The sequence below is a fragment of the Pseudomonadales bacterium genome, assembly GCA_041395945.1.
In the GTDB taxonomy this organism is placed as follows: Bacteria; Pseudomonadota; Gammaproteobacteria; order Pseudomonadales; family Azotimanducaceae; genus SZUA-309.
Window position 1 is genome coordinate 752317 of record JAWKZN010000002.1, and the last position, 17056, is coordinate 769372.

General features: G+C 59.8%; 15 protein-coding genes and 1 riboswitch. Of the genes, 3 read left to right on the forward strand and 12 right to left on the reverse strand.

What is annotated here, in order from left to right; genetic code table 11:
• Positions 1-56: 56 nt before the first annotated feature.
• The 4 genes from R3E82_20110 to R3E82_20125 are packed head-to-tail and all read right to left on the reverse strand — an operon-like array spanning position 57 to position 3827.
• A complete protein-coding gene (locus tag R3E82_20110; GenBank protein ID MEZ5553197.1) occupies positions 57-827 on the reverse strand; it encodes an exodeoxyribonuclease III in 771 nt (256 codons plus the stop codon).
• Between the two features lie 15 nt (positions 828-842).
• Entirely contained in the window at positions 843-2306 is a 1464-nt protein-coding gene (locus tag R3E82_20115) for a carotenoid oxygenase family protein (protein ID MEZ5553198.1), read from the reverse strand.
• Between the two features lie 28 nt (positions 2307-2334).
• A complete protein-coding gene (locus R3E82_20120) occupies positions 2335-2766 on the reverse strand; it encodes a GNAT family N-acetyltransferase (protein MEZ5553199.1) in 432 nt (143 codons plus the stop codon).
• 53 nt (positions 2767-2819) lie between these two features.
• Positions 2820-3827: an NADP-dependent oxidoreductase gene (locus R3E82_20125; GenBank protein MEZ5553200.1), complete on the reverse strand. Its 1008-nt coding sequence runs from the start codon at positions 3825-3827 to the stop codon at positions 2820-2822.
• Positions 3828-4004: 177 nt separating this feature from the next.
• A riboswitch (cobalamin riboswitch) is annotated at positions 4005-4266 on the forward strand.
• Between the two features lie 128 nt (positions 4267-4394).
• On the opposite strand from R3E82_20125, the gene R3E82_20130 reads away from it, so the two are divergent.
• From R3E82_20130 to R3E82_20140, 3 genes are all read left to right on the forward strand, one after another.
• Positions 4395-6377, forward strand: coding sequence for a TonB-dependent receptor (locus R3E82_20130; GenBank protein MEZ5553201.1), 1983 nt, complete (start codon positions 4395-4397; stop codon positions 6375-6377).
• Positions 6378-6487: 110 nt separating this feature from the next.
• Positions 6488-6847: a hypothetical protein gene (locus R3E82_20135; protein MEZ5553202.1), complete on the forward strand. Its 360-nt coding sequence runs from the start codon at positions 6488-6490 to the stop codon at positions 6845-6847.
• Between the two features lie 165 nt (positions 6848-7012).
• Complete coding sequence (locus R3E82_20140; protein ID MEZ5553203.1) at positions 7013-8260, forward strand: TCR/Tet family MFS transporter; 1248 nt, start codon at positions 7013-7015, stop codon at positions 8258-8260.
• On the opposite strand, the gene R3E82_20145 is transcribed toward R3E82_20140, so the two are convergent.
• The 8 genes from R3E82_20145 to R3E82_20180 all read right to left on the reverse strand — a co-directional run bounded on the left by R3E82_20145 (position 8240) and on the right by R3E82_20180 (position 16991).
• Positions 8240-8878 (reverse strand): DUF2238 domain-containing protein, encoded by a 639-nt coding sequence (locus R3E82_20145; protein MEZ5553204.1) that lies wholly within the window; start codon positions 8876-8878, stop codon positions 8240-8242. The genes R3E82_20140 and R3E82_20145 overlap by 21 nt on opposite strands.
• 56 nt (positions 8879-8934) lie before the next feature.
• Positions 8935-9921 (reverse strand): ATP-binding cassette domain-containing protein, encoded by a 987-nt coding sequence (locus R3E82_20150; protein MEZ5553205.1) that lies wholly within the window; start codon positions 9919-9921, stop codon positions 8935-8937.
• Positions 9914-11026 carry an ABC transporter ATP-binding protein gene (locus R3E82_20155; protein MEZ5553206.1) on the reverse strand — a complete coding sequence of 371 codons (1113 nt, stop codon included), beginning with the start codon at positions 11024-11026 and terminating at the stop codon, positions 9914-9916. Before R3E82_20155 ends, R3E82_20150 begins: the two co-directional genes overlap by 8 nt.
• A 3-nt stretch (positions 11027-11029) precedes the next feature.
• Positions 11030-13123 carry an extracellular solute-binding protein gene (locus R3E82_20160; GenBank protein ID MEZ5553207.1) on the reverse strand — a complete coding sequence of 698 codons (2094 nt, stop codon included), beginning with the start codon at positions 13121-13123 and terminating at the stop codon, positions 11030-11032.
• An 82-nt stretch (positions 13124-13205) separates the two neighbouring features.
• Positions 13206-14276, reverse strand: coding sequence for an ABC transporter permease subunit (locus R3E82_20165; protein MEZ5553208.1), 1071 nt, complete (start codon positions 14274-14276; stop codon positions 13206-13208).
• Positions 14277-14283: 7 nt separating this feature from the next.
• Positions 14284-15303, reverse strand: a complete 1020-nt coding sequence (locus tag R3E82_20170; GenBank protein MEZ5553209.1) for an ABC transporter permease — start codon at positions 15301-15303, stop codon at positions 14284-14286.
• Between the two features lie 29 nt (positions 15304-15332).
• Positions 15333-16106 carry an exodeoxyribonuclease III gene (locus tag R3E82_20175; protein MEZ5553210.1) on the reverse strand — a complete coding sequence of 258 codons (774 nt, stop codon included), beginning with the start codon at positions 16104-16106 and terminating at the stop codon, positions 15333-15335.
• 9 nt (positions 16107-16115) lie between these two features.
• Complete coding sequence (locus tag R3E82_20180; protein ID MEZ5553211.1) at positions 16116-16991, reverse strand: SDR family oxidoreductase; 876 nt, start codon at positions 16989-16991, stop codon at positions 16116-16118.
• Between the last annotated feature and the right edge of the window lie 65 nt (positions 16992-17056).

A 17056-nucleotide genomic window follows, 5' to 3' on the forward strand; every position in this document is an offset into this window, starting at 1 on the left:
TGCGCTTGCAGCGCGCATCGGGGACCTCCCGGGTCACCCGGATCTTCCGCCGGCGGTCAGTCGAGATCAATGCCCACCGGGCAATGATCTGAGCCCATCACGTCGGGCCAGATGAACGCATCCCGTACACGCCTGTCCGCGGAAGGAGAGGCGAACACATAGTCGATGCGCCAGCCCACGTTGTTTTCCCTGGCACCACCGAACTGTCGCCACCAGCTGTAATGCCCTTCAGCCCGGGGGTGCCGGGACCGGAAGGTGTCGACCCAGCCTGCCTCAATCCAGCGGCTCAACTCTGCCCGTTCCACCGGCAGAAAGCCGCTGGATTTGGTATTTCCCTTGGGCCGCGCAAGATCAATGGCTTCGTGAGCAGTGTTGTAGTCGCCTGTCACGAATACCGGCCCGCGGCGGCGCAGCTTTTCGATGCGATCGAAAACCGCGCCATAGAATTCCAGTTTGTAGGGCACACGAATGTTGTCTCTCTCACGACCGCTGCCTTTCGGGAAGTACACGCTGGCGACAACCATACGTCCGAAATGGGCCTCCAGATAACGGCCTTCAATATCGAATCGGCTTTCACCCAGGCTGAGCTCGACCCGATCGGGCTGCGTACGACTGTACAGGGCCACACCGCTGTAACCGGGCCGCTCCGCCGGAAAGAACACCGTGTGCCAGCCTGCCGGAGTACGCACTGATTCGTCGAGCTGCTCCGGAAAGGCACGCACTTCCTGCAGGGCCACGATGTCCGCCGCAGAGTACTCAAGAAAATCGAGGAAACCCTTTTTCGCGCAGGCGCGCAGGCCGTTGACGTTCCAGCTCAGAATGCGCATCGGGTATCCGCGCGTTCAGACGCTCGGGCCGTCCCGTCCATCCGGCACCCAGCTGCCGTGGAATCCGTAAGGCACCCTGGCCGGCAGCAGTACGCGAGCCAGAGGCTGACGCGTGAAGTCCTGAGCATCGATGATCAGCAGTTCGCTCTTCTGCCTGCCCTCATCGAACACGAAGCTCATCAGATAACCATCGTCTTCCGCGCTGGCACCTGCGCGAGGCACAAAGTAGGGCTCACCGGTGTGACGACCAGCCCCCAGTTCAAAGTGACTGGTGGTGCCTGTCTGCAGATCCTGCTTGTTGATTCTCGGAAAGCCGTTGTCTTCCACTGCTGCCGAGTAACCATACCGGTAAGGCTTGCTGTTGAGATCGGGATGTACGCGGGGAAACTCCTGGGCCCGATCGTCGATACGCTGTTCAGAGACCTTGCGGGTAGTGGGGTTGACCGTCCAGCGATCCAGGGTCGCGAGACTGTCTCCAAAAGGACCGTGCACATCGGATACGAACATCCGTTCGTAGCGACACACATCGAGTACCACATTACCCTGGGCATCCTCATGCGCATTCATGGGGTGAAAGACATAGCAGGGCGCAACATCGCACCACAGCACTTCGCCGCCACTGCGCGGCAGCAGCCCGACGCGCGGCGCATAGTCAGGATTCCAGGCGAAAGGAAAATTCATGCCCCGCTGCAGCATTGCCGGGCTGATGGTTACCGGCAGATCGTAGATCACCACATAGTTCGGCGTGAGACTCATGTCGTGCATCATCACCATTCCCGGAACCGGGATGTTCCGGGTCTCCTTCACCCGGCCATCACGACCCACGTGCACATACTGCACATGATCGAGAAAGCCGGGCCAGCTGTAGGCCATGGCATGCAGATCGCCGGTATCCGGATCGATTTTAGGATGAGCGCTGAACGCCATATCGGTGAGCGAACCGAAGAAATTGTTCGCACCTACCGTATCCAGTTCGTAACCCAGTTCCACCGGTGGAGAACCCGCTTCGACGATGGCCCAGGTACGGCCGGCGTGACCGATGACGTGGGTATTGTTGGAACCCGCAAGCTTCCGTCCGGCCGCCTCCTCACCGAGCGCTTCGACAATGTCCGCATCACGCACCCAGCGGTTGCGGTACCAGTCTGCGCGACCCGCTTCCAGACGCACACCATGGACCATGCCTTCTCCGGAGAACCAGTGATGGGTACTCGCATCCACCGTGCCCATGGGGTTGGGTCCGTTGCGCAGATACCTGCCACGCAGTTCCTCGGGAATACTGCCCACCACATCGAGTTCGAGCTCTGTTACTTCTCTCTCTACCGGGGCGAAATTTTCTTCGAGATACACGGCCGCGTACTCCTCATCCGTGGTGGTCTGATCGCCGCCAGACGCCAGGCTCTTACCGGGTGTCAGGATCCCGCTCGATAGCGCCGTCAGCATGCCGGAACCTGCCGCAACAAATGTCCGTCTTTTCATCATCCAACCCTCTAATTACCCGGCCCGGGTCTCACCCTACTCTCTGCTGCAGTGCAATCTCAACTATCGGCAGCACGCGCCCGGGAATACTGGAGGATTCCCGCTCACCGACAACCTGGCCACCCGCACTACGGTAGAAGGCTTCCGCGTTCGGATCGCTCTGTATGATCAGTCTTCGGCCGCCCTGCTGTGCGGCCCTTGTGATGGCATCGGTCATCAGCGCGCGGCCGACACCCGTGCCGATGAACTCCGGCAGCACGAACAGTGCTTCCAGTTCGAAGTCGTCATCGCTGAGCCTTTCAATGGCGTAGAAGCCGACAAGCTCATCCGTCTGCGAGGCTGCAACCTGGAAGTGAAATTCCGGTGCAGTCAGATCGGCTTCGCTCCAGGTCAGCTCGGCCCGACAGGCCGCCATGAACTCAGGGGAATAACCCCAGTACGCTTTCGAACGGAAAGCGAGCACGCTGAGCGCCGCCGCCTCATCTCGGCGGGCGGCGCGTATCGACAGTTCCCGTGTCAGATCAGCTTCACCAGCATCTTGCCGGTGTTTGCACCGGTGAACAGACCCTGAAAGGCCTCCCCCGCACGCTCGATGCCATCGAGTACCGTTTCCTCATATTTGACCTTACCCTCCCTGATCCAGCCCGACACGTCCCGGATGAAGTCATTCCGTGCATCGGCATAGTGAGAGACGATGAAACCCTGGAGGCGCAATCCCAGACCGATGGCCATGCTCAGGTTCCGGGGACCCGGACGTGGCTCTGCGTCGTTGTACGTCGCAATCGCGCCACACAGCGCTATTCGGCCAAAAGGTCGCATGTGAAATATGGCCGCTTCCAGGTGATCGGCACCCACATTGTCGAAGTAGACATCCAGACCATCCGGCGCACCTTTACGCAGCTGTTCCAGTAGATTGCCTTCGCGATAGTTGAAGGCAAAGTCGTAGCCGAGTTCATCGGTGAGGTAGGCCACTTTCTCATCACTGCCCGCACTGCCCAGGACACGGCAGCCGCGGATCTTCGCGATCTGACCCGCCAGAGAGCCGACGGCTCCCGCCGCACCAGAGACAAATACGGTTTCACCGTCTTTCATCGACGCCGCATTGAACAGGCCGACATAGGCTGTCATCCCCGGCATGCCCAGCACACCGAGATAAGCCGACAGGGGCGCGAGTTTCGGATCCACCAGAGTGAGCGCCTCACCCCGGGCAACAGCATATTCACGCCATCCCAGATTGCTCTGTACGAAAGTGCCCACCGGAAACTGCTCGTTGTTGGACACCACCACCTCACCGACAGCGCCACCCTGCAGCACCTCTCCCAGTTTGAATGGAGGGACATAGGACTTTCTGTCATACATCCGACCCCGCATATAGGGGTCCACGCTCATATAGTGGTTGCGCACCACCACTTCGCCGTAGTCGGCTTCCGGTACATCGACTTCCGCCATCTCGAAATCGGATGCCTGGGGCATCCCGGTGGGACGGCTCCTGAGCCGGACTTCCCGGCTTTTCAGCTTGCTCATTTCCTCTTCTCCGTGCTTTGCATCTCAGCCGACTATCTTGAGCGCTCATGATGACCCGCGCAATCTTCACCCGGGAATCCCGCATTCGGCCTTGCGCACACCCCGGCTGATGACTACATTCCCTGCCTCGAACAGGTGAATTCCGCCTCTGGCGGAATCTGGCGGGCCGTTGTAACGGAAAAGGGTCATTGACCCGGTTCACGGTCCGCTGTGGAAGTCGGTGCGCGGGTTTTCGATGTGAAACCACGCAAAGCCGGCGCTGCCCCCGCAACGGTAATCGAGACAAGGCGGGATCAGCGGATCTGAGGTACACAGGCAGGCGCTGCCATTGTGTAAACAGTATCCGCAGCCACTGCGAGAAATCGTGGGAAGGCGATCCAGCTCGGGATGTTCATCCCTCTCGTCAGCCCGGAGACCCACCTGATCGACAACACGAAGAGCGCGGTGGGCGCTTGAAGGGTTTGCTGCAGAGCTCTGCCGCCTTCCTTCGATTTCTGCCCTTGCCCCCGCACAAAAAGTCACTCGCCGCGCGGGGTCGCGGATCAGGCACGAACAGCAGAGGCACTTATGCAGGCACGCTCACCGACCATCAGATTCCACAGCGGCTCTGCGCCAGTGCTGTGCACCGTGCTGCTCAGCACCCTGGCGCTGCCGTCGCTTCATGCGCAGCAGAGTGCGCTGAGCGAAGATACGATCGTCGTCAGCGCACACCGCATTCCCACGGTGGCAGGCGAATCCGGCAGCAGGCTCTCTGTTACGGACCGCGCGCTCATCGAGCAGCGCCAGAGCGTGCACGCCAGCGATCTTCTGCAGAATATTCCAGGTGTCGCGGTGAATCGCACCGCCGGTGCTGGTTCCCAGACCCAGGTTCGGGTGCGCGGTGCTGAGGCAAATCAGGTGCTGGTCCTCATAGATGGTGTGGAAGCCAACGATCCGGCCGGTAACGATGAATTCGATTTCTCGGCGCTGACCGCCTACGACATCGAACACATCGAACTGGTCCGGGGACCGCAGAGCGCGCTGTGGGGCAGTGATGCGGGGGCAGGCGTCATCCATATCAGGACTCGAACTGCCGATGCACCATTGAGCGGAGGTGGGTTCATCGAAGGCGGCAGCCTCGATACGCTCTACAGCGGTGGCCGCATTGCGGCGACCGGAGAACGGGGTGCACTGGCGATTGCCGCCAGTTACTACGACAGCAGGGGTGAAAGCGCCGCAGATGCAGGGACCGAAAAAGACGGCTACGAGAACCTGACCCTCGCGCTCAACGCACACCTGGAACCTTCAGAGGGACTGCGTTTCGGGTTCTCCGCGCGCTACCGTGATTCCACGAGTCAATACGACGATGTCGATTTCAGTACCGGTCTGCCGGCGGATGCAGACAGGGAAAGCCACGACAACCTTCTGCTGCTCAACAGCAACGCTGCCCTGACACTCATGGACGGACGCTGGGATCAGGCACTTAAACTCACCTATCTGGATTCACAGCGCAGGCAGTTTGCGGACGACGTGCAGCAGACGCGGACCAGCGCCGACAAATTCGGCGCCTACTATCAGTCAACGCTGAACCTGGGAGAATCCCGCAACCCGGACCGTCAGCGACTGGTGCTTGCCCTCGATCACGAACGCGAAAATTTCGAGCAGCGCGCGGACGCGACCCTGTTTGGAAATCCCAATCAGGATCAGGAAATGCACAACACCGGGCTGGTGGCCGAGTACCTGATCGATCCGCTGGAAAACCTGCATCTTGGCGCCAGCATCCGCCGCGACGACAACAGTGACTTCGATGACATCACCACCTACCGGCTCACTTCCTCGTATCTGTTCGACACATCGGCCACGCGCCTCCATGCCAGCTGGGGGACCGGCCAGAAATCCCCGACCTTCATCGAGCGCTTCGGCTATTTTTCCGATCAGTTCCTCGGCAATCCCGGCCTGAAGCCCGAAAAGACCGAAGGCTTCGATATCGGCATCGAACAGTCACTGCTCGAAGGGCGCCTGTCCGTCGATGTCACCTATTTCAACGAAGAACTCAAGGACGAGATCGATGGCTTCGTGTTCGATCCGGATACATTTCTCTTTACAGCGGATAATCTGTCCGGAACCAGCCATCGGGAGGGGGCGGAAGTCGAAATCACAGCATTCTTCGGCGCTGCCACCACCGCACGCCTGAGTTACACCTACACCGACGCGCTGCAGCCGGACGCCAGCGGTGGCGGCAGTTCCCGGGAGATCCGCAGGCCCAGACACATGGCGTCCCTGAATCTGAATCAGGGGTTCCTCGACACCCGCGGGAATCTCAATCTGAATCTGGTGTACAGCGGCACCCAGACCGATCAGTTTTTCCCGCCACCTGTTTTCGCAGCGCAGACGATTGAACTCGACGACTACGTCCTGGTGGACATCGCCGCCAGCTATGCGCTCAACGAACGCATCACGATCTATGCCCGCGGCACCAATATGTTCGATGAGAAATACACGAACGTCATTGGCTTCAACACACCCGGTCGTGGTATCTATGCCGGCGTGCGGGTTGGTCTTGCCCGCTGAGCGGCACGGGAAGGGTCAAAACGCGCAGTATTCCGGGTCAACAGAGCGGCAGGCTTTGAAAAAACTCGCGGGTTACACCGGCGAAGTTGCGGAATTGCAGACAGACGTCAATGGATTTCACACAGTCCGTCATCATCGGAATCGCTTTTTCGGGACCGATTGCAATCTTCGTCGGTATCGGGCGGACGATAATGTTTTTAGATCGTTCTGTCAGGGCCAGGCATACAAAATTCGCAGTAGTCGCCGGTCTGGGTATCCTGTTTCTACTCATTCTTCTTGCAGCGGTCCTGGTGGTATGGTTCGCATATGGTGTTGCGCACACTGGCAAGGACGCAACAACTGACTTTGCTGTTCTCGCAGGTACTGTTGTTCCTGCTTATGCAGGCGTTTTTTGCATCTGGCGTTTATCAGGGTACCTGGAAAAGAAAAGGCTCCGAGACAATGCACTGGACTCGAGATACACCCGCTGACGCCCGACGGGGAGGTGCACTATCCACCGGGGGATATTCATATTGAGAAACGGTCCCTGGCCTGACCATTCGTTGCAGCGGATCTGCCAGAGACCCTGAATTCAGATATATCGCCGGAAAACGCTACAGGTCAGATTCCATATCTATGGAAGATAGAGAATTCGCGTGAGACGTCCCACAGGATCCCAGGCGTTCGCCTTCGTGTTCATCACTGCACTGCTGGATTCCATCGGTTTCGGCATCATCATGCCCGTGCTGCCCCAGCTGGTGATGGAAGTCACCGGCGAAGGACTTGCCGGTGCTGCCCGCTACGGCGGCGGGCTGATGTTCGCCTATGCCGGCATGCAGTTCTTCCTCGCTCCGGTGATCGGCAATCTCTCCGACCGGTTCGGCCGCAGACCGATACTGCTGGCTTCACTCTTTGTGCTCAGCATCGACTATCTGATCATGTGGTGGGCACCGTCCTTTGCCTGGCTGCTGCTCGGCCGCATCATTGCGGGTGCTGCGGCATCCACTTACAGCACCTGCAATGCCTTTGTCGCCGACATCAGCCCACCGGAAAAGCGTGCACAGAATTTCGGGCTGATGGGGGCAGCATTCGGTGCGGGATTCATCATCGGCCCTGTAATCGGCGGTTTCATGGGCGAGTTCGGTCCCAGGGTCCCCTTTCTCGCCGCAGCCGTCCTCTCCATGGCCAACCTTCTGTATGGCTTCCTGGTGCTGCCGGAAACTCTGCCGGTGGATAGGCGCCGCGCCTTCCTGTGGGCCCGGGCCAATCCCACCGGTACCCTGAGTGCGCTGCGCCGCTACCCCATGGTATTCGGACTGATCGGCGCCTATTTCCTGTTTCAGCTCGGCCACCACGTGCTGCCTGCCACCTGGAGTTATTTCGCGATCGAGCGTTTCGACTGGTCACCGAAGGAGATCGGCTATTCACTGGGTGCGGTGGGTGTACTGATGGTACTGAACCAGGCAGTACTGCTGCGCTATGCGCTGCCGAAACTGGGCACCCGGCGTGCCGGCATCGTCGGCTTCAGTTTTTCCATTTTTGCCTTCGTGGCCTACGCGTTTGCCACCCAGGGCTGGATGATCTACGTGATCATGATTCCCGGCGCGCTCCAGGGATTCGCCTCACCGGCCATGCAGGGCATCATGTCCGGTGAAGTTCCCGGCAATGAACAGGGCGAACTGCAGGGCGGGCTTGCCAGCATGTCGAGCCTGACCTCCATTCTGAGTCCACCCTTCATGACCCAGGTGTTTGCCTTCTTTACTGCCACAGGCACTCCCCTCTACCTGCCGGGTGCGCCCTTTCTGGCCGCGGCTGTGTTAACGGTGATGGGACTGGTGCTGTTCATGCGGGCGACTGTCAGCCTGGGACCGGCTGCTGCCGGGTCAGCGCACGCGCTCGATTGAGCGCGCGTGCTCAAGTGAGCGGTCATGCATACCCGATAACAGAAAGATGGACGCCGTTGCGCCAAGCAGCGCCAGAAACATGTCCCACTGGGTGTCCCAGACATCGCCCTGGGTCGCAAGGAAAGATTCGGCATCGGCACCCCAGGCCACCGCCGCCCACCATTCGAGCATTTCATAGAGCGCACTGAAGGCGAGACACACGCTGACACTGAGAAATCCCAGCCAGCGTCCCCGCTGCAGCGGTGAATATTTCAGCAGCATCTCCCGGGCCAGGATAGCGGGGACAAATCCCTGGGCGAGATGTCCGAGTCGATCGTAGTGATTGCGGGACAGATCCAGGGCATCCTGCAGCCAGAACCCCGCCGGCACCTGGGCATAGGTGTAGTGTCCGCCGACCATCAGAATCACCGCATGCAGCAGGATGAGTCGATACAGCAGCGGTGACAGTCGATGGGCCTGATAGGTGGGCACCAGAATCAGGAGACCAATCAGCACCGGCGCCACTTCGAGCAGCCAGGTGAGACGATCAAAGGGCCCGATGGCAGACCAGGTGAACACCGCCGCAGTGAGAGCCAGCAGCACTTTGTGTTCGAAAGACACCGGACTTTTCTCAGTCACTTTATCCTCCCGGGGTGCGGCGCGACCTGTCTGGTGACTGCAGTCGGGCCTGCTGATCAGAGATCAAAATGACAGGCGACCTGATGGGCCACACCATCCGATGCAACGATATCCCGTAACTTTGGTCGCTCACTCTGACAGAGTGGCTGTGCGTGGGGACAGCGGGTGTGGAACACACACCCGGAGGGCGGGTTGATCGGGCTGGGGACTTCTCCACCCAGCACCACCCGCGCACGATTTCGTCGCGAAGGATCGGGTTCCGGAATGGCCGCGATCAGCGCCCTGGTGTACGGATGTCTGGCCGCAGCATAGACTTCGTCCGCTCCGCCAATCTCCATCACATGTCCCAGATACATGATGGCAATCCGATCACTGATGTGTTTCACCACCGCCAGATCATGGGCGATGAAGAGGTAGGCAAGGCCCATATCCCGCTGCAGATCCAGCAGCAGATTGAGAATCTGGCTCTGGATCGACACATCGAGTGCGGACACCGGTTCATCGCAGATTACAAGTTTCGGTTCCAGTGCAATCGCCCTAGCGATACCGATGCGCTGCCGCTGGCCGCCGGAGAACTCGAACGGATAGCGATCAGCGGCGCTTGCCGGAAGTCCGACCTGACGCAGCAGTTCCAGTACCCGCTGGTCGCGCCAGACCGTGTCTCTGATCCCGTGTATTTCGAAAGCCTCGCGCACAATGCTGCCCACGGTATGACGGCTGTTCAGGCTCTCCGCAGGATCCTGAAAAATCATCTGCAGGTCTCTGCGCAGCGGCTTCATCGATCGCGCGGACAGTTCTGTAATGTCACGGCCTTCGAAAGTGACCGAACCCGCCGTCGGTTTCAGCAGTCGCACGATCGCCTTGCCGAGGGTCGATTTACCGCATCCCGACTCACCCACCAGACCCAGAGTCTCCCCCGCGCGGATCTGCAGGCTGATGCCATCCACCGCCCGGTTGTATTCGCGGGCACGCATGAGGACACCGCCTTTCACCGGGAAGTGCACGCGCAGGTCCTGTACATCGAGCAGAGGCTGATCAGACAATGGGATGATCCTTCTCAGCGCCAGGCGGACTGCCCGCCGCACGATCAACGGGTCCTGAAGTCTGCAGCTGCGTTCCCGCAGCGATGCGCCGCCAGTGGTGGCAGGCGATGCGATGGCCACTGCCGTCGTCGTCCAGGTCCGGGTAGCTTTCCGTGCAGCGGGCGTCGGCGAAGTCACAGCGGTTGTTGAACCGGCAGCCTGTGGGCATCGCGGTGAGCGCAGGCACCATGCCTTCTATCGTCGGGAGTCGGGATTTTCGAGGCGTCGAGAGTCTCGGAATCGAATCCAGCAGACCCCGGGTGTAAGGATGGCCGGGATTGCCGAATACCTGTTCAACCGTGCCCGTCTCCGCCACCCGACCCGCGTACATCACCACCACATCGTCACAGGTTTCCGCGATCACCCCCAGATCGTGGGTGATCATGATGATGCTGGTGCCGGATTCTTTCTGCATCTGCGAAAGCAACTCGAGAATCTGGGCCTGGATGGTGACATCCAGTGCGGTGGTGGGCTCGTCGGCAATCACCAGCCCGGGATTGCAGACCAGTGCCATGGCAATCATCACCCGCTGACGCATACCTCCGGAAAGCTGATGCGGATATTCGTTCACCCGCACTTCCGGATCGGGAATGCCCACCCTGGCGAGCATCTCCACTGCCGCACCCAGAGCCTGCCGGTCGTCGAGTTCCCGGTGCAGCTTCAGGGTTTCCACGATCTGCCTGCCGACCCGGTGCACGGGATTGAGTGCGGTCATGGGTTCCTGGAAGATCATGCCGATGCGGTTGCCTCGAACCTGATGCAGTCGTTCGATGGACGCCTGGGCGAGATCTTCCCCCTCGAACCAGATTTCCCCCGCCAGCAGGCTTGCCGCCGGCAGCGGCAGCAGCCGGATGACACTCAGGGCGGTAACCGTTTTACCGCAGCCCGATTCACCAACCAGTCCCAGTGTGCGGCCCTTACGCACACGGAAGCTCACCCCGTCTACGGCGCGAACCCGGCCGGCTTCCGTGTCGAAGGCGGTCACGAGACCTTCTACCCGCAGCAGGTCGCTTCCCTGAAGCGGGTCGCTTCCCCGAAGCGGGTCACTGTCCGGACGCTCGGTCATGCCTTACAGATCGACCTTGTACTGATCGTAGACCCGATCGACCATGGGGAAGGTTTTACCTTCTTTGCGGGCCTTCAGCGTTTCTTCGCGGCGGGCATCGTCGATCCACAGGAGATGGAACTCGGCGGATCCGCTGGCCAGCTTCACATTGAAGTCATCCGGCCAGCGCACCCAGCGCCAGTAAGCCGTGCGGAAGAAGGGGACGACAAAACCCGGGACGAAGGAAGCGTCTTCGTAGAGCAGTTCTTCCATTCTGAACGCCAGCCGCTTCATTTCATCCACATCACCGCTGGCCCGGTAGGCTTCTATCAGCCGGTCGAGTTCGCGGTTGGCAATAGACTGGAGATTATTGGTCTGAGGTTTCAGCCTGCGGGCGGGATTGGGGCTGCCATCGGGCAGCCAGGGCTGATCGTAAGCATTCACCGAATGATAAGTCTCCCAGTAGCGGGGATACATTTCCGCACTGACCGCGAAGGCGCTGAAATGAATGTCGTGCTGCTTTTCCTGGACCTTCTTCCAGGAAGCGGTGCTGTCCAGAACTTCGAGACGGAACTCGAGACCCGCCTGCAGCGCCTCTTCCCGCAGGATGGTGAGCGTGTCCTTCAGATTCTCGTAACCGGTCGACAGTGTGAAGCTCAGGCGTTCGCCCCTGTCGTTGACCAGCACTCCATCGCTGCCGCGGGTGACAAAACCGGCCTTCGCGAAGGACTCGAGGGCCTTGTCCACATCAAACGGGCGCGCTGTCAGGGTCGGGTGACTGAATTCACCGTAACCGTCTGCTGTGGTGCGCATGCGCGTGTAGTCTCCGCGGAAATACTGGGCGATCACCTTTTCCCAGTTTGTCGCGTAGTTGATGCCGACCCGGACGTCCTGATTGTCCAGCAGCGGCCGGCCCTGGTTGATCCACAGTCCGTAGGTGGGTCTGGGTATATCGTTGTAAAACACCGCACGTTCCACATAGCCTTTGGCCACGAGCTCATCCGTGGGCGGCAGTTTCTCGTACCAGTACTCCGGCAGGGTGGCATTGAACAGGGTCTGCTCACCCTTGCGGAATGCCTCGAAGCTCTTCGCGGTGTCCCGTATTACGGTGAAGTGGATCCTGTCCACGTTGAAGCGATTGCGCCAGAACGGAAGATCTCTGGCCCACCAGTCCTTTTTCCGCGTCAGGGTAATCGAGCGACCTTTGTTCAGGCCGTCTTCGTTAATCACATAGGGGCTCGATGTGGGTACGAAACGCCATTGATAGCGCTGCACGAAGTCTTCACCAAATTCAGCAAAGAAATGCCTGGGCATCGGCTCGAGTTCAAGTATCACATAGGCCATGTTCGGCTTCGCCTCGGGCAAAGTCACACTGAAGGTATGTTCGTCGTAGCGTGTGATGTTCAGGAAATTGCGGTTGAAAAAATTGTTGTACCAGGGCGCCTGTATCCAGGGCTGCTGCCAGAAATAAAAACTGAACATCATGTCGTCGCTGGTGATCGGCACATCATCGTTGAAGCGTGCCGCCGGATTGATGCGGACAAACACCTGGCGCGTCTTCCGGTCCGTGGCCCAGGCCTCGGCGATGCCGGGAAAGTAGCGGAAACTGCCATTGGCATCGATGCTGGTGTCGTTGGGGTGACGGCGGGCAAACTGCATGGTCACATCATCGAGGATCCAGGTCCTGAAGGATCCGTTGGCATCCGGTCCGATCAGACGCAGCGTCCGCGGAAAATCCGGTACGCTCAGGTGCAGAGTGCCGCCTTTCTGTGCCTGGGGGCTGCCGATCTCAGGCAGTCCCGAGCCATTTTCCCAGACCAGATCGGACGGGATATCGGCCGCAGTCTTGAACTGAAAGAATTTCTCGAACTCTCCGGCCGCCGCGCGGGCGTCCACATCCGCCTGGCTGATTTCACCCAGTTCCAGCGCCTCGAAAACTTCCGGAGGCAGCGACAGCTTGCTGTCGAAGTGCGCCTGCATATGCGTGAGCATGGCGGCTTTTCGCGCTGCCAGGTCATCTGCCGCCGCAGCCTGATCCTCGGCAGACTCCGACCCACCACAGGCTGACAGCAGCAATCCGGTCCCGGCGACCAGCATCCAGACACACAGACTCCGCACAAGGCCACTTCCGTTTCCGGGTTGCTGTGGGGAAATCCGCCGTCCTGTCTTCTGCTGCTGTCCGCAAACCATAAAACTACCTCTATCGATAAAGCGTGAATTTCCGGGGATCAAAGGCTTCCCGCACAGCCTCCCCGATGAAGGTCACCACCGCCAGAATGAACACCAGCGCAACGAACGCTGAAGTCACGATCCAGGGCGCGGTGGTGAGATTGGCCGTGCCCTGCTTCAGAAGCTCGCCGATGCTGGGCGTCGGTGGTGGTAATCCCCATCCGAGAAAGTCCAGGGCAGTGATTGCGGTGATTGCACCCACCACTGTGAAGGGTACGAAGGTGACCATGGTGGCGATCGTGTTCGGCAGGATGTGCCGGAAGATGATCCGGAAAGTACCTGCGCCCAGAACCACGGCTGCAGCTGTGTAGTCGCGCGCCTTCTCCTTGTAGGTTTCGGTGCGCATGTAGTAGGTGAGGCCCGTCCAGCTGAACAGCACCATGATCACCAGCAGGATGGCAATCCGGGTACTGGTTGCATAGGTACTGGGGATGACCGAGAAGACGATGATCACCATATAAAGGAAGGGAATGTTCGACCAGATCTCAATCAGGCGCTGAAAGATCAGGTCGAAGACGCCACCGAAGTAGCCCATCGCACAGCCGATACTCACCCCGATCAGATAAGTGAGTGCTGTGAAGGCCAGCGCGAAGAATATGGCGGTACGGAAGCCATAGACGAGCCGGGCAAACACGTCCCTGCCGGTGCTGTCCGTGCCCAGATAGTGGCCGCGCACGGCATCCGGTGGTTGTGCCCGCAATACGCCGTCGACCGCATCATTACCATAGGGACCCCAGGGGATAAGGGGCATGACCACATAGCTGGCGGTTCCTTCGAAGTGTTCGGCAAGCTTCCGGTAATCCACCGGTGTCACAGCCTCTGTGCCGGTGAGCCCGTAGACCGCACCGAGTTCCACTCCTGAGTAGGTGGGAAACGACCACGCACCCTCATAACTGACAAACAGTGCCCGTTCGCTCACCAGCAGTTCCCCACCCAGCGAGACCAGGGTCAGCACCCCGAGCAGAATCGCGGAGTAGTAGCCGCGCCGGATGTCCCGGAATCGTTTGAGCTTGCGCAGGGTTAGGGGGTTGAATCGAATCATCTTCGCGTCAGTGAAAACGGACCCTGGGGTCGACGAAGGCCACCAGAATGTCCGACAGGATGTTACCGATGAGCAGCAGCAGGCTGGCCAGGAAGACGATGCCCATCACCACCGGGTAGTCCCGGTCAAAAATACTGGTAAGTCCGAGCAGCCCGAATCCGTCGATATCGAATATGGTCTCGATGAGAAAGGAACCGCCCACCAGCAGGGTGATGTTCTGGCCGAATGTCGTGGCGATCGGAATGAGTGAGTTGCGCAGCGCATGGCGGCTGACCGCCCGCCTGAACGGCACCCCTTTAGCGACCGCGGTGCGCACATAGTCTGCGGCCAGATTGTCCATCAGATTGTTTTTCATCAGCATGGTGGTGACCGCGAAGCTGCCTACCAGATAGCAGATCAGCGGCAGGGTGGCGTGATGCAGCACATCCAGCACCTTGTCTGTCGGAGAGAGCAGATCGAAGTCATAACTGGTGAATCCACCCATGGGGAACCAGTCGTTCTCCACGGAGAAGAACAGCAGCAGCAGCGCACCCAGCACATACCCGGGCACGGCGTAGCCGGCAAATACCAGCACCGATGACAGATTATCCATGGTGCTGCGATGACCGATGGCCTTCACCACGCCGAGGGGAATGCATACCAGGTAAGTGATCACCAGGCTGACCAGCCCGTAGAACAGGCTCACCGGAAATCGTTCCCGGATCACATTCCACACCGGTTCGTTGTAGCGGTAGCTGGTGCCCAGGTCACCCTGCACGATTTTGCCCAGCCACAACAGGTAACTTTCATACCAGGGCTTGTCGAGTCCGTAGTATTCCTTGAGCTGCTGCAGTTGCGCCTCGGAAAGTGCCATCCCCTGTCCGGCACCCCGCTGCAGTCCGCTGGACAGGGTGACCTGCTGAATTTCCATGAGCGCCCGCTCCATCGGCCCACCCGGCACGAAGCGGGTGACCATAAATACCAGCATGGTGATACCCAGGAGTGTGGGGATCACCAGCAGGGTGCGGCGGATGAAATAGTCGCGCATCGGTTACCTGAGCAGTCTGTGATGAAATCTCAGCATTCAATGTCCGCGATCACCGGAGCATGGTCCGAGGCGGTCAGACCATCCTGCTTCTTGCGGAATTCCCGATCGATTTCCGCACTGCGTACCCGGGCAGCGACTGCCGGGCTGCCGAGCAGCAGATCGATACGCAGCCCCTGTTTGCGGTGGAAGGCGCCGCCCCGGTAATCCCACCAGGAAAACGCCTGCTCGTCCGGCGCATGCACCCGATAGAGATCCACCAGACCGAGCCCCAGCAACCGGGACAGGCGTTCCCGCTCCGCGGAGGTGTGGAAAAGATCGCCGTCTCCGGCGCTGCCTTTCCAGCTGTCCAGCGGTGTCGGGACGATATTGAAATCCCCGCAGATCACTGAAGTTTCGGTTGCCCCCGTGCGCCAATACTCGGCGAGCGCATCGAACCAGGCGAGCTTCAGGGGATAGTCGTCGTGTTCCAGGGACTTCCCGTTCGGGCAGTACACAGTGGTGAAATCCAGTCGATCATCCACCCGGACACCGATGAGGCGTGCACCAGCTTCTTCCTGACCCGGCAACCCCACCTGAATCGCCTCGAGCGGCAACCGGCTCAGCACCGCCACCCCATTCCAGCTCTTCTGACCATGTGTGATCGCCTGATAGCCGAGAGCTTCGAAGAAATCGTGGGGGAAGGCATCATCGGTAAGTTTGAGTTCCTGGAGGCCGACCACATCGGGCTGACGCCGCTCGAGCCACAGGCGCATGAACTCGAGGCGTGCCTTCAGGCCGTTGATATTCCAGGTGGCGATCTTCATGGAGGCGGATTATAACCTGCGCAGATCGGCTGCCTTACCCGTAGTGCCTTTTGTAACGCCGGAGACTTTCGAGTTTCTGGCCGAGGTGCGGGGGAACTGCCGCGACAGTTCCGGTCCGGCGGCCGTGCGGCCACCATCCACGATGAGCTTCTCGCCGGTCACGAATGCCGCATCTTCACTGGCCAGAAACAGCGCGGCACCGGCGATGTGCTCACCCCGGCCATACTCCGGCCAGGGCTGTGCCGTGGCAAATGCCGCCCGTGTGCCCTCGGGATTGCCCTGCTCGGCAAGGGGAGTGGCGATGTAGCCGGGACAGATGGTATTGACCCGGATCCGATCCGGTGCGAGTTCAACTGCTGCTGACATGGTGAGATTGATCACCGCCGCCTTGGCCGCCGAGTACACCAGAGGACCCGCATCCCCCGACAGTCCCGCAATGGATGCCGTGTTGATGATCGAACCACCACGGCCCTGGGCCTTCATGATCCGTGCCCCGTGCTTGATCCCGAGAAACACCCCCTTCGCCAGCACATCGAAGGTATAATCCCAGTCGGCGGTGGTGGTTTCGGTCAGGGGCCCGATGGCGCCGCCAACACCGGCATTGTTGAACAGGATGTCCAGAGCGCCGAACTGCGCGAGGGCTGTCTGCAATACGGCGATCACGTCCGCCTCCACCGCGACATCGGTCAGCACAAACTGCACAGACGGGCCATATCCGAGTTCTTCCATGCGGCTGAGCGCAACCGCCCCGGTATCCGGGTTCAGATCGGCGATCACGACCCGCGCGCCCTCTTCGAGAAAGCGCTGAACCGTGGCCAGACCCATACCGCTTGCACCACCCGTGATCACTGCCACCTTATCCTGCAATCTGTCTCCGGCTGACATGAATCAATCCTCCTGCAAGATCTGGAGCGCGATGCTCAACGACCAATGGTAGATTGGTCACTGGC